This is a genomic window from Saccharopolyspora sp. NPDC000995 (genome assembly GCF_053599315.1).
The window spans coordinates 1-12,867 of the sequence record NZ_JBSFLZ010000169.1 but is presented as its reverse complement, the minus strand read 5'-3'; the positions used below and the strand labels follow the sequence as shown (position 1 = coordinate 12,867).

Annotated in this window: 11 protein-coding genes and 2 pseudogenes; 9 read left to right on the top strand and 4 right to left on the bottom strand. The window is 67.6% G+C overall.

Translation table 11 applies throughout. The features are described 5' to 3' along the window. Positions 1–590 precede the first annotated feature (590 nt). Positions 591–935 carry an HPP family protein gene (locus ACWDKQ_RS32695; RefSeq protein WP_450142628.1) on the bottom strand — a complete coding sequence of 115 codons (345 nt, stop codon included), beginning with the start codon at positions 933–935 and terminating at the stop codon, positions 591–593. Positions 936–1,172: 237 nt separating this feature from the next. Here ACWDKQ_RS32695 and ACWDKQ_RS32690 point away from each other — a divergent pair, with 237 nt between their 5' ends. The 4 genes and pseudogenes from ACWDKQ_RS32690 to ACWDKQ_RS32675 all read left to right on the top strand — a co-directional run. Beyond that, positions 1,173–1,424 carry an SHOCT domain-containing protein gene (locus ACWDKQ_RS32690; protein ID WP_450142624.1) on the top strand — a complete coding sequence of 84 codons (252 nt, stop codon included), beginning with the start codon at positions 1,173–1,175 and terminating at the stop codon, positions 1,422–1,424. Beyond that, positions 1,421–2,083 (top strand): hypothetical protein, encoded by a 663-nt coding sequence (locus tag ACWDKQ_RS32685; protein ID WP_450142623.1) that lies wholly within the window; start codon positions 1,421–1,423, stop codon positions 2,081–2,083. The genes ACWDKQ_RS32690 and ACWDKQ_RS32685 overlap by 4 nt, the downstream gene beginning before the upstream one ends. Before the next feature lie 198 nt (positions 2,084–2,281). Continuing rightward, complete coding sequence (locus ACWDKQ_RS32680) at positions 2,282–2,920, top strand: site-specific integrase (protein WP_450142622.1); 639 nt, start codon at positions 2,282–2,284, stop codon at positions 2,918–2,920. Next, positions 2,836–3,246 (top strand): annotated as a pseudogene (locus ACWDKQ_RS32675) (hypothetical protein); the annotation flags it as partial. The gene ACWDKQ_RS32680 and the pseudogene ACWDKQ_RS32675, both read left to right, overlap by 85 nt. Here the strand turns inward: ACWDKQ_RS32675 and ACWDKQ_RS32670 are convergent. Further along, positions 3,213–3,842 (bottom strand): Tn3 family transposase, encoded by a 630-nt coding sequence (locus ACWDKQ_RS32670; RefSeq protein ID WP_450142627.1) that lies wholly within the window; start codon positions 3,840–3,842, stop codon positions 3,213–3,215. The pseudogene ACWDKQ_RS32675 and the gene ACWDKQ_RS32670 overlap by 34 nt on opposite strands. Positions 3,843–4,124: 282 nt before the next feature. Between ACWDKQ_RS32670 and ACWDKQ_RS32665 the strand changes: the two genes are divergently transcribed. From ACWDKQ_RS32665 to ACWDKQ_RS32650, 4 genes and pseudogenes are all read left to right on the top strand, one after another. Next, complete coding sequence (locus ACWDKQ_RS32665; RefSeq protein WP_450142621.1) at positions 4,125–6,344, top strand: condensation domain-containing protein; 2,220 nt, start codon at positions 4,125–4,127, stop codon at positions 6,342–6,344. Beyond that, a pseudogene (locus ACWDKQ_RS32660) lies at positions 6,229–7,038 on the top strand (condensation domain-containing protein); the annotation flags it as partial. The gene ACWDKQ_RS32665 and the pseudogene ACWDKQ_RS32660, both read left to right, overlap by 116 nt. Positions 7,039–7,161: 123 nt before the next feature. Next, entirely contained in the window at positions 7,162–8,514 is a 1,353-nt protein-coding gene (locus tag ACWDKQ_RS32655) for an amino acid adenylation domain-containing protein (protein ID WP_450142626.1), read from the top strand. Then, positions 8,472–9,623, top strand: a complete 1,152-nt coding sequence (locus ACWDKQ_RS32650) for an alpha/beta fold hydrolase (RefSeq protein ID WP_450142620.1) — start codon at positions 8,472–8,474, stop codon at positions 9,621–9,623. Before ACWDKQ_RS32655 ends, ACWDKQ_RS32650 begins: the two co-directional genes overlap by 43 nt. Positions 9,624–10,325: 702 nt before the next feature. On the opposite strand, the gene ACWDKQ_RS32645 is transcribed toward ACWDKQ_RS32650, so the two are convergent. Next, entirely contained in the window at positions 10,326–10,550 is a 225-nt protein-coding gene (locus tag ACWDKQ_RS32645) for an MbtH family protein (RefSeq protein WP_450142619.1), read from the bottom strand. Positions 10,551–10,669: 119 nt separating this feature from the next. On the opposite strand from ACWDKQ_RS32645, the gene ACWDKQ_RS32640 reads away from it, so the two are divergent. Next, positions 10,670–10,945: an IS3 family transposase gene (locus ACWDKQ_RS32640; protein WP_450142625.1), complete on the top strand. Its 276-nt coding sequence runs from the start codon at positions 10,670–10,672 to the stop codon at positions 10,943–10,945. A 153-nt stretch (positions 10,946–11,098) separates the two neighbouring features. Here ACWDKQ_RS32640 and ACWDKQ_RS32635 read toward each other — a convergent pair whose 3' ends face one another. Further along, entirely contained in the window at positions 11,099–12,718 is a 1,620-nt protein-coding gene (locus tag ACWDKQ_RS32635; protein WP_450142618.1) for a GMC oxidoreductase, read from the bottom strand. Between the last annotated feature and the right edge of the window lie 149 nt (positions 12,719–12,867).

Below are 12,867 nucleotides of genomic sequence, written 5' to 3'. Positions count from 1 at the left end.
CAAGCACGATCACGATGGCACCACAAACGCACCAGACTCGCCCGCGACACCAAGATCACCCAGGTCAGCTAGCGAATGGCTGCTGCCGTACTAGCTAGCTGCGTACCCGTCTGGTGGTCGAGCAAATCGGTGCCTGGTTCGCCCGCCGCTGGGGCTCGGCGGCCCCGTCGACGGTGAACGCCCGGCCGGACGCGCTGCGCTCGGCCGCGGACTGGTGGCGCCTCCAGGACTGGATCACGGGGGATCCGCTGCGGCGGGTCCGCCGGCGGACCCGGACCCCGGACCGGGCGGGCGCTGGACCAGGCGCTGATCGAGGAACTGCTGACCCGCCCGCACGTGCCGCTTCGGCGAGCGGGCGCTGTGGCGAATGCTCCTACCGGCGGGCGGCTGAGTTGATCGAACAGGCGACCCCGAGGTTGCGGGCGGTCCGTTCACCCTGCATCAGTTGCGGCATTCGGCGCTGACGCATGTCGCCGAATGTGAACGCCGCCAGCCTGACGCCCGTACGTGGTTGCGCGAGGTTATAGGCGCGACCGCACCGCCGGGCCAGCACGCGGCGCTCTAGCTGGCGCTGCCAGGCTGGAGCTGACTTACCCGCCGCTCTGGCTCCCGCGCTTGGCTCCGGGGATTCGAGCCAGCACGGCCGCCAGAGCGATCAACAGCGCAAGGCCCGCCAGCATTCCGTACAGCAGCGGGCCGGGTCGGGCGATACCGGACGAGATGAGCAAGGCGGTCGCCGCGGCGGGCGGATGGTGCGCATGCACCACGGTTAACAGCAACAGCGTTAGCCCCACGGCCAGGGCCTGGGCGGCGATCTGGGGAAGGCTGTCGCGATGCACCTCGGCGACTGAGGGATGGTCCCACAGCCCGAAGACAGCCAGAGCCGCCAGCCCACACCCGGTTGCAGCGGTGTGCCCAAGCAGCGAGCTGCGCAGCCGCGACGGCTCGTCGGTCCGGATCGGTTGGAAGGAGAAGAGCTTGGCGGGTTTTTCTCCGCGTCTTAGCTGGCGGCAAGCCGTCCCCTCTGGGGTTCGTCAAGTCCCGGAAGGGTCGCCGACGAGCAGGGCAACGAGGACAACGGCCCCGATCCAGGCGGGGACGAAGGTCTCTAGTTCTGGGGGGAGGGGCGCCGGAGGCTCTGCCTCGGAGGCTGTCGAGGGGTGGTTGCGATGATGTGGGGTTATGGGCCCGGCGCGGCGTGGATGATGTTCATGCCGGTGCTCTGGCTCGTGCTGATTGGCTTGATCGTCTGGGCCGTTGTCGCGTTGACCCGGGGCGGGTTCCGGGGCCATGACAGCCGGGACGGCCGGGACACTCCGGAGGAAATTCTGGATCGGCGGTTCGCCGCCGGTGAGATCGACGCGGAAGCCTACCGGCAAGCGCGGGCAACGTTGGCCGAGCGGCATCGAGGACCTCCGCGATGACCGCGCTGGGCGGCCGTTGGGTGCCGCTGTCCGTGTTGGTCCTCGCCGTCGCAGCCCTGATCGCCTCGATCGCCTGGGTCGTTGCCAGCGGTGCAGGACCGGCGATGCCCGGCTATGGGGGGATGCCCATGATGCCCGCCTACGGCGGCATGCCTGGCCCGGGTGGTATGGCGCCGAACGCCCCCGGAACGGGGCTTGTGCGATCCCTCGACGACGCGCGTCGCACCGCTGACCAGTTCGGGCAGCAACGCGGGCTGCACACCGGCGAGGTCATGCAGTTCAGCAACGGTTACTACGCCGAGCTCCTCGACCCGCAGGGCCGCGGCGCCACCGAAGTCCTCATCGACCCTGCCAGCGGCTCCACCCAACTGGAAATGGGTCCGGCGATGATGTGGAACACCGCCTACGGGATGATGCCCACAACCCCGCAATCCAGCCCGCCACCGGTGACACCCGACCAAGCGCTGCGGATCGCGGATCAATGGCTGACCCAAAATCGCACCGGTCTTCACGCCACTGACGCCACCGCATTTCCCGGCTACTACACCCTGCACACCCTCCGCGACGACCAGATCGTCGGGATGATGTCCGTGAACGCACAAACCGGAGCATCCTGGTACCACACCTGGCACGGGAAGTTCATCGCCATGCAGGAATGACAACCCAGGTCGACAGGGTGAATCACCGGCGCCGGGCCGCTCGCACGTTGGCGGCTTCGGTGATATCCAGCGAAGTGGAGTAGATCACGCAGTTGGCCAGCAGCTCGTTGATTATCTCTAGGAGCGACAGTCCATTTGGGACGTTTGGTCTTCGGGACCATGTCCCCGCTCCGTGGAGGTATCCAGCAGGCGTTCGGTATGTCAGGTACGTTCGTCCCGGTGATCAACAAGTACCGGGCCGAGCGTGCGGTGTCAGCCCGCGACGAGTCGGTGTCGTGGGTGGTAGTGAGTGTGGTCGACTACGCCCTGCACGTCGAAGCAGTGGCGTTCTTGGCCGCGTTGCCGGCGATGGACCGGTCGCCCAACACCGAGCGCGTGTACGCGGGTCGGGTAGCGTTGTACCTGTCGTACGCCGCTGACCGCGGCCTGGACTGGTCCCGGCCGGGGCTGGAGGACTTGGCGCGCTTCCTGCGGTGGCTCGTGCAGGAACCGTTGCCCACTCGGGGCCGGACGCCGCACGTTGAGCCGCGGTTCCGGTCGAAGAAGGCCGCGAACGCGGTGATGACTTCGGTGTGCGGATTCCTCCGGTTCGGTGCCCGGCACGGCTGGGTGCCGCCGGAGGTGGTTTCGCGGCTGTCGGAGCCGAAGTACTTGGCGTTCCTGCCGTCGGGCTACAACGCCGGCGAGGACGGGCAGTTCCGGACGGTCCGGGCCAAGGCGATCAAGTTCGCGGTCGCCGACGAGGGCTACGAGTGGCTCAGCGCCGAGCAGTTCGAGCAGTTGCTGCCGTTGACGCGCAACACCCGCGATCGGTTCATGGTGGCGTTGATGGGTTGAACAGGCATGAGGATCGACGAGACGCTGGCTCTTCGCCGGGAGGACATGCACCTGCTGTCCAACTCGGCTTCGCTGGGCTGCCGGGTCGCAGGGCCCACGTGCATGTTCGCCGGCGGGCCAACGCGAACGGAGCTTTGGCCAAGTCCCGGTTCCCTCGCTCGATCCCGGTCACCGAGGAGCTCGTCGGGCTCTACGCCGACTACGCCCACGAGCGCGATCGGGTCGGCGAGGCCGCGGGCTGCGACATGGTTTTCGTCAATCTGTATCGGCAGCCGCTGGGGCGCCCGCTCGGCTACCACAACGCCAAGGACATGTTCGACCGGTTGGCCCGGCGGGCGGGGTTCGCGGTCCGGCCGCATGTCTTGCGGCACACGGCGGCGACCCGCTCCGGTGCGCTGCGGTTCTTGCGGGAGTGGTTACCCAACCGGCGCAGCAGCGTCACCGACGACAAGCGGCCTTCGCGGATGGAAATCGCTGTGCGCAGCAGGTCTGTCCAGTGGGTTTCGATGAGGTCCCAGTCGATGATGTGCTCGCCGAAGAGCGTGTCGATGTGCTGGTAGCGAGTGTTGGCGTCGGGTCGGTAGAAGTTCAGGTCGTGCCAGTTGCGGATCCTCGGCAGCAGGTCGAAGCCTAACAAGGCGGCGAGCCCGAAGACCGGCAGCGACTGGCCTTGGGCATCGGCATGCACGGCCTCGGGTGGACGTCGGTGTCGTTGCGAAGCAGGCCCTAGACGAGATAGATGGCTTCCCACACCCAGCACGGGATGAAGTGGCTCCAACAGCGCGATGTAGGTGTCGGAGACGTGCCGGTAGGCGATCGGCGTTGTAGCCGCCGTAGCGGATGCTGGTTTCGGCCAGGAGATTGTTGTCCCAGTGTCGATCTGGGTGCCGTCGGCGGCGGCGACCTTGCCTTCACCCCACACGCGCGCCACGTCCAGCTGCGCGAAAGCGTTGATCACGTGGAGGTCAAGGCCACGACCAAGGACCACCCGGACGGCCCGGTACTGTCGATCACCCGGTCCTGGGCCGGCGAGGTCCACGGCGAGGACAACGTCCGCGCGCTGGCCGAAGCGTGATTCGAGGCGTTGCGCGCGCCTGGTCGCGCACGCCCGCGACGGGATCGGCGGGCACACGCCGTCGGACCTGTCGCTGGCGTTGTCCCAGGACGAGATCGACGACCTGGAAGCCGAGTTGAAGGAGTTCTAATGAAGCATTCAGGCCTGGAGGACGTCCTCGCGCTCTCACCATTGCAGGAAGGGCTGCTGTTCCACGCCCTGCCCGAGGAACAGGGCGTCGACGTATACAACGTGCAGATCGTGCTGCACCTGGAAGGCCCGTTGAACCCGGCGACGATGCGCGCGGCGGTGCACGCGCTGCTGCGCCGGCACGCGAACCTGCGGGTCAGCTTCCGCCAGCGCAAGAACGGCCAGCCGATCCAGGTGGTCCACCGCGAGGTCGAGGTGCCGTGGACGGAGACCGAACTCAGCGGCCTCGACCCGGCCGACCGCGAGCAGCGGCTGACCGAGCTGCTCACCCACGACCGGGCCCGGCGGTTCGTGCTGACCAAGCCGCCGGTGCTGCGGTTCACGCTGGTCAGGATCGGCGAGCGGGAACACCGGCTGGTACTGACCAACCACCACATCCTGCTGGACGGCTGGTCGCTGCCGGTGCTGTTGGACGAGCTGCTCACGCTCTACCGGACCAGGGGAGACGACGCGACGCTACCGCCGGCCACCCCGTTCCGCGAGTACCTGGCCTGGCTGAGACGGCAGGACACGGGCGTCTCCGAGCAGGCGTGGCGCGCGGCGCTAAACGGGTTGTCCGGTCCGACGCTGGTGTCGCCATCGGCCGATCAGCGGGAACCGGTGCTGCCCGGACGCATAGTGCTGGACCTGCCCGACGAGGTCGCCGTCGACTTCACCGAGCGCGCCCGCGAACACCGGATCACCGCCAACACCCTCGTGCAGGGCGCGTGGGCGCTGCTGCTGAGTCGGCTCACCGGCCGGGACGACGTGGTGTTCGGGGCGGTGGTCTCGGGCCGGCCGCCGGAGGTCCCCGGCATCGAGACCATGGTCGGGATGTTCATCAACACGATTCCGGTGCGGGTGCGCCTGGATCTCGGCGCCTCGCCGGTGCAGAACCTGCTGCGCCTGCAGGAGGAGCAGTCCGCGCTGCTCAACCACCAGTACCTGAAGTTAGGGCGGCTGCACCAGATCAGCGGGTTCGGCGAGCTGTTCGACACCGTGACGACTGTGGAGAACTACCCGAGCGGTTCGGGGGAGACCTCGGAATCCGAGCTGCGCCTAATGAAGATGGACAGGTACGACGCTGCGCACTACCCGCTTCGGCTGGTCGCCGGGATGGCGGGACGCCGCCTGCACATGGAGCTGGAGTACCGGCCCGACCGCTACGACTCCGGCGCGGCGCGGGACGTGGCCGATCGCCTGGTGTCGCTGCTGACCGCCATCGCCGGGCAGCCCGACCGGCCGCTGGGCGAACTCGGGCTGCTGGAGATCACCGAGCAGCAGGAGGCAGCCGAGGTCCAGCAACGACCCGCGCAGTGGCGGTCGGACTCCCCGCAGGAGGACATCTTCTGCGGGCTGCTGGCCGAAATCCTCGGGCTGCCCAGGGTCGGGCCCGACGACGACTTCTTCGACCTCGGCGGGGATTCGCTGTCGGCCATCAAGCTGATCAACCTGATCCAGGCGACCTTCGGGGTGCAACTGGACATCCGGACGATCTTCGAGGCGAGGACCGCTGCGCGGCTGGCGCAGTGCCTGGTCGCCGACGGTCCGCAACGGGCGCCGCTGGCCCGCGCCGAGCGGCCGGAGCTGGTGCCGCTTTCCCCGGCGCAGCAACGGTTGTGGTTCCTGTCCAAGCTGGAAGGTTCGAGCGCGACCTACAATCTGTCTATCGCAATGCGGCTGAGCGGTTCCCTGGACCGCGATGCCCTGCGCGCGGCGCTGGACGACGTCGTGGTGCGGCACGAGTCCCTCCGCACCGTTTTCCCAGACCAGGACGGTTCGCCCTATCAGCACGTCCTTGCTCCGGAGAACGCGCGCGTGCCCTTCGACGTGCTGGACACCGCCGATGTGGCGGAGTCGCTGCGGCAGACCGCCGCGCACGTCTTCGACCTTTCCTGCGACCTCCCGGTGCGCGCCTGGCTGTTCATGGTCGGAGCGGACGAGCACGTGCTTTCATTGGTGGTGCACCACATCGCCAGCGACGGCTGGTCGATGGCTCCGCTGGCCAGAGACCTCTCGACCGCGTATGCCGCGCATCGCCGGTCACGCTCCGGGTTGGGAACCGCTGCCCATCCAGTACGCCGATTACGCGCTGTGGCAACGGGAACTGCTGCGCGGCGAGGACGATTCGGACAGTCTCGCCGGTGCGCAGCTGGACTACTGGCGCGGCGCGCTCGCTGATCTGCCGGAACGGCTCGAACTGCCCACCGACCGCCCGCGTCCGCCGAAGGCGAGCTACCGGGGCGACCTCGTGCCGGTGCGTTGGGACGCCGACGTGCACCGCGGCGTCGTCGAGCTGGCCATGAGCACCGGCAGCACCGTGTTCATGGTGTTGCAGGCCGGTCTGGCCGCGCTGCTGTCCCGGATCGGCTCCGGGACGGACGTGCCGATCGGCACCCCGGTCGCGGGGCGGTCGGACCAGCGGCTCGGCGATCTGATCGGATTCTTCGTCAACACGCTGGTGCTGCGGGTGGACGCCTCCGGAGACCCGGCCTTCAAGGACCTGCTGGTCAGGGTGCGGGAGACCGATCTCGCCGGGTACGCCAACGCCGACGTGCCGTTCGAGCGGCTGGTCGAGGTACTCAACCCGAACCGCTCGCTGGCCCATCACCCGCTGTTCCAGGTGATGTTGGTGTTGCAGAACAACGAAACCGCCCGGATCGACCTGCCGGGCCTGCGGGTGGAGGCCGAGCGCATTGGGCTGGCGGTGGCCAAATTCGACCTGGCGTTGAGCCTCCAGGAGAACCGGACCGTCGAAGGCGAGCCGGACGGCCTGGGGGGTGTGCTGGAGTACGCCACGGACCTGTTCGACCGCCGCAGCGTCGAGCTCCTGCTTGACCGTCTGGCACGACTGCTGCTGGCGGCCTCGGCCGCGCCGGATAGCCCGCTGGGCCAGCTCGCGGTGCTGTCCGAAGAGGACGATCGGGAGCTGCTGGACTGGGGCACCGGGCCGGCCGCCCCGGAAGGCGTCACGCTGCCCGAGCTGTTCGAGGCCCAGGTGCGCCGGACTCCGGACAACACGGCGGTCGAGTGCGGCGACCAGGCGGTGACCTACGCCGAGCTCAACGCCCGCGCGAACCGGCTGGCCCACCTGCTGATCTCTCGGGGAGTCGGGGCCGAGGAACTGGTCGCGCTGGCCCTGCCGCGGGGCATCGACCTGGTCACCGCGCAGCTCGCGGTGGTCAAGGCCGGGGCCGCCTATCTGCCGGTCGACCCGGCCCACCCCGCTGAGCGCATCGCCCTGGTGCTCGACGACGCACGTCCGGCACTGGTGATCGCCGAGTCCGGTACCGAACTTCCGGACACAGCCGCAGTTCTCGATCTCTCTGGCGTGGAATCCCAAGCCGACTGTGACCCGGTCGTCGCGCGGCACGTGTCGAGCCTCGCCTACGTGATCTACACGTCCGGATCGACCGGTAGGCCCAAGGGCGTCGCGGTGCCCCACAGCGGCTTCGCCGGGCTCGTCGACGGGCAGGCCAGGACGCACGACATCGACGAGACGAGCAGGGTTCTCCAGTTCGTCGCACCGAGCTTCGACGTGTCGGTGGACGAGCTGTGCCTGTCGCTGCTCACCGGAGCCTGCCTGGTCGTTCCGCCGCATTCGCTTGCGGGAGAAGAACTCGCCGACTTCCTTGCCGAGCGCGCGATCACCCACGCCTTCCTCCCGTCGGCGGTGCTCGCCGCGATGCCGCGCGCGGAACTTCCCGCGCTGCGGCTCATCGCGGCCGGTGCGGAAACGCCGTCGGCGGAGGTGGTCGCGCACTGGTCGCGCGGGCGTCGTCTCGTCAACGAGTACGGACCGACCGAAACCACGGTCTGCGCCACCATCAGCGACCCGTTGTCCTCCGGTGGACCGACACCGATCGGGAGCCCGATCCCGGGCGTGCGGGCGTACGCGCTCGACGCCGCGCTGCGTCCGGTTCCGCACGGCGTCACTGCCGAGCTCTACCTGGCCGGCGCCGGTCTGGCGCGGGGTTACCTCAACCGACCGGCCGCGACGGCGGATCGCTTCGTCGCCGATCCGGTCACGGGCGGGAGGATGTACCGAACCGGAGACCTGGTGCGATGGCGCGCTGACGGACAGCTGGAGTTCGTGGGCCGCAGCGACGACCAAGTCAAGATCCGGGGCTTCCGGGTGGAGCCCGGCGAGATCGAAGCCGTGCTGAGCAGGAATCCCGCCGTCACGCGGGCTGCGGTCGCCGTCCGCGAGGACCGGCCGGGCGACAAGCGCATCGTCGCCTATGTGGTCGCCGACGCCGGAACACGGCGGAGCTGCGGGCACATGCGGCCGCCGAGCTTCCGCACTACATGGTGCCTTCCGCGTTCGTCGCGCTCGGCGAGCTTCCCCTGACAGCGCACGGGAAGATCGACTATCGCGCGCTGCCCGCGCCAGTGTACGAGCAGTCCGCGGCACGGACGCCACGCAGCGCACAGGAACAGGTCCTCTGCGGACTGTTCGCCGACGTCCTCGGGCTGGCGCAGGTGGGCATTGACGACAACTTCTTCGCCCTCGGCGGACATTCGCTGCTCGCCGCTCGGCTGGTAGCCGAGATCCGCGGTGCACTCGGTGGCGAGCTCGGGGTCCGGGATGTCTTCGAGGCGGCGACCCCGGCCGCGCTCGCGGAGAAACTCGGTGGCGGCGGTCGCAGCAACGCCTTCGACGTCATCCTGCCGCTGCGGACGGAAGGCAGCCGCCACCCGCTGTTCTGCGTACACCCGATCGCGGGTCTGAGCTGGCGGTACTCGGTGCTGTTGCGGCACCTCGACGCGAGTTTCCCGGTCTACGGCGTGCAGGCGCGCGGTATCGACGGGAACGGTCGGCTGCCCGGCTCGCTGGACGAGCTGACCGAGGACTACGCGCAGCGCATTCGGGAGATCCAGCCCTCCGGCCCGTACCACCTGGTCGGCTGGTCGCTGGGCGGCAACATCGCCCACGCGCTCGCGGCCAAGCTGCGGGAGCAAGGCCACGAGGTCGGGCTGCTGGCGGTGCTCGACGCCTACCCCGACTCCGACCGCGGCAAGGACCTCTCCGACCGCGGCGTTCTGCTGGCCGAGATGTGTCGGGAGTACGGCGAGATCTACGGCCGCGAGGGCGAGAGCAACGAGGTGCCCGAGGGCGAGGAGGCCACGCGGGCGCGGATCGTCAGTCTGCTCGGCCGCAGCGAAAGTGAACTCAGCAGGCTCGACGACGACCAGCGGGCGCACGCCCTGGAGGTCATGCTCAACAGCGTCCGCCTCGTCATCCCCGGGCCGGTTGCACGGCTGGACGGGGACATGACCCTGGTGGTCGCCACCCAGAACAAGAAGGACTGGATGTCACCGGAGGCCTGGCGCGACCACGTCTCCGGTGACATCGACGTGCACAAGATCGATTGTGTGCACGCCCGCATGCTGGAACCCGCGCCAGCGGTGGAGATCGCCTCGATCCTGGCCGACCGGATCGGATTCGCCGCCGAGTAGGACGACCCGGGCGGGACCGTTCACCGGACGGTCCCCGACACTCTCATCTTTGTTACTGGATGATGAGGTCGGCGATTTCGCCAGCGGCGGTCCCGACCTGGGTGCACGTGGGGTCGTCGGTTTTGACGATCTCTTCAGCCCCTGCTGGTTAATTTCGGCGCGGTATTGGGGCTGTTTGGGAAGGTGCGGGCGTGAAGCGAACGGACGGTTCGTGTCGTCTATCGAGGTGAACAGGCCGTTCACCGCACGCCAACACCCCCGGGCTCACATCGGATGAACGCCGGCGAACGGACCGTTCGTGTCGTCTACCGAAGCGAAACAGACGTCCACCGCACACCGGTCGGCGAGGCAGAACCGGACCACTCCCGCGGTGAAACCAGCCCCTCGCGGAATAAGCCAGCAGGGCCTCTGCCCCCAGTGGCCGTTCCTGTTGTTCCGCAGCGGGAACGGCCTTCGTGTATCTGCCGTACCGGAGAGAGGAGCAACAGCGAACCACAGCGGACCACCCGCACAGCACCCACGACGCAACGTGACCAACACCGCGAACCAGCGTCGATCACATTGCGTCACGAATGCACGCGGGCAGGACGATTTTTGGACGGATGTGCGGCTTACCGACGCTTGATCACTCTCTACGCCCTAACCCGTTTTGCGCGAAACGCCCCTCCTTAGCCGAACCGGCGAACGTTCGTGGGCACGGCGCTACTTCGCGGCCTTGGCGCCCGCCATCGCCTCGACCAGGCTCTTCGGGCGCATGTCGGTCCAGTTCTGCTCGATGTGGTCGAGGCAGGCCTGCCGGGTGTCCTCGGGGTGCGTGACGGTCCATCCCGAGGGCACGTCGATGAACGACGGCCACAGCGAATGCTGGCCCTCCTCGTTGACCAGCACCAGGTAGGTCCCGTCGGCGTCCTCGAACGGATTGGTCATGATGTGCGTCCTCTTGTCCGGGAAGGGGTCTCGTCTTGGCGCGGGGGTTGCCTGCTGCTGCCACGCTAATCGCCGGTCTTATTGGCTCAATATCGGCCGATACCGCTGTCTAGGGGACACTGGGCATCGTTGAGTCGATGGGCCGGGGTGGATGCGCCCTCGGCAACGCCGCAGCGGAGGCGTTCAAATCCACGCTGAAGGTCGAGTTCGTGCACCGGTACCACTTCGCCACCCGCGTCGAGGCCCGTATCAAGATTCCGACCTGGATCGCGGACTTCTACAACATCACCAGACGACACAACACCAACGATGGGCTCGCTCCGATCACGTACGAGCATCACATGGCACGGCCACGGACAGCCTCAACCGTCCAGCTTAGGGCCGAAGTGGCATAACACGTCTCCACGATTCCAGGGGATTGACAGGGGGGGACTTGAACCCCCACGCGTAGCAGATTCGCGCAAAGCGCGTCTGCATGCGCTCGAGCTTAACTGATTGGCACGCCGGTCCGCCACGGCTGGCGTAACGAACGTCATGACCTCATACACCTAGTCGTTCAGCCCCGCGGCGACCGATGGAGCTATGCGCAGCGCGTTGGCCGCGATCGTCAGAGCCGGGTTGAGCGCTGCCGAGGATGGGAAGAACGATGAGTCGGCGAGCCAGAGGTTCTCGATGTCGTGGCTACGGCATGAGACGTCGAGAACGCTGTCCGACGGGTCGTTTCCGGCGACAGCGGTTCCGCACATGTGCGAGTTGGTTTCGATGCCCATCTTCTGCGTGAAGATCAGCGGGTACCCGGCCTTGCGCACGATCCTGCTTACGCGACGGACGAGCTCGCGGTGTGCGCCAAGGTTCGTGGGCGTCCAATCGATCAGGATCCGGTCGCCGTCCACGCGCACCCGGTTGTTCCGAGATGGCAGGTCTTCGCTGGTGAGGTAGATATCCAGGCTGCGGGCCGACATGAACTCCAACGCTCGCATCGGCGCCCACCTGCGCGCGGGTTTGAGCATCGGTGCCTGCAGCTTGCCAAGCATCTGCAGATTGCCCAGCGGATAGGGCGTGCCATCTACGGCCTCGTAGAAATCATTGAGGCCAAGCGTCTTCTGCCACTTCGTGGTGTTGGTTCGAAATGGGTTGACGCCGACAAAGAACGTGCTGTTGTGCACCATGTAGTTGCGGCCGAGCAAGCCCGAGGAGTTGCCGAGCCCTTCAGGGTGGGCGCGTGTGGCGGAACGCAGCAGCAGGGCCGCTGAGTTCACCGCGCCTGCGGCCAGTACCACTCGCTGGGCGTTGATCCGGATCGTACGGCCTTGGTGTCGGGCCTCAGCAGCGATCACCTTTCGCCCGTCCGGGGAGGTCAGCAGACGGGTGACTTCGGTTCGGATCAGAAGCTTCACCCCGCCGCGCAGCGCGGGGAGCAGCACCTTGTTCTCCGCATCGGATTTCATCCCGGTGTTGTCCGGGCAACCGTCCGCAGTGGTCACTTCGGCACGGTCCGACAGGGTGCTCACGTTGAGGGCGTTCGGGGTATGGAACGGGTGCATCCCCTGGGCGCGCAACGAGTTCGCGAACCGTTGGATGGTGGGTTCGTGGGTGAGCGGTGGGAAGGGATACGGGATGGAGTGTGGGGGCTCGGTCGGGTCTTCGCCGATCTGGCCGTGCACATCGAACAACTGCTCGGCCCTGCTGTAGAACGGCTCCAGGTCGTCATAGCTGAACGGCCACGCCCGCGAGCGCCCCTCCTGGTGTTCGACCGCCTCGAAGTCACTGCGGCGGAACCGCGGTAGCGAAGCTCCGTAGAACTTTGTGTTCCCGCCAACCCAGTAGTAGGTGCCCGGGGCGAAGGGTTCTCCGGTGTGGCCGTTGTACCAGTGGCCCGCGTTCTTGTACCGGCCCTTGACGTACATCTCCTCCGGTTGCGAGTTCTCCGGCTCACGCGGCAGAAAGCCGCCCCGCTCGACCACCAGGACACGAGCGCCGAGGTCGCGCAGAGCCCACGCCAGGGTGCTACCCCCCATGCCCGATCCGATGATCAGGACATCGGTGTCGATCTCGTGGGCGTCGTCGAGCGAGACGACGGCATCGGCGTCGAGCTCAGGCGGAAAACCGGTGTCGCGCTTGGGCGGGACGCCGTGCGCAACGTGCTCCTCGTTCTGGAAAGCAGGCATGGACAGGGCTTTCTTGATCGGCAGTCGGGGTTTCGGATTGGTGCCTCAGGCGGTGGAGCTGTCCTTGATGAAGGCTGCTGCTCGCTCGCCGATCATGATCGCGGGTGCGTTGGTGTTGCCGGTGACGAGCGTGGGCATGATCGACGTGT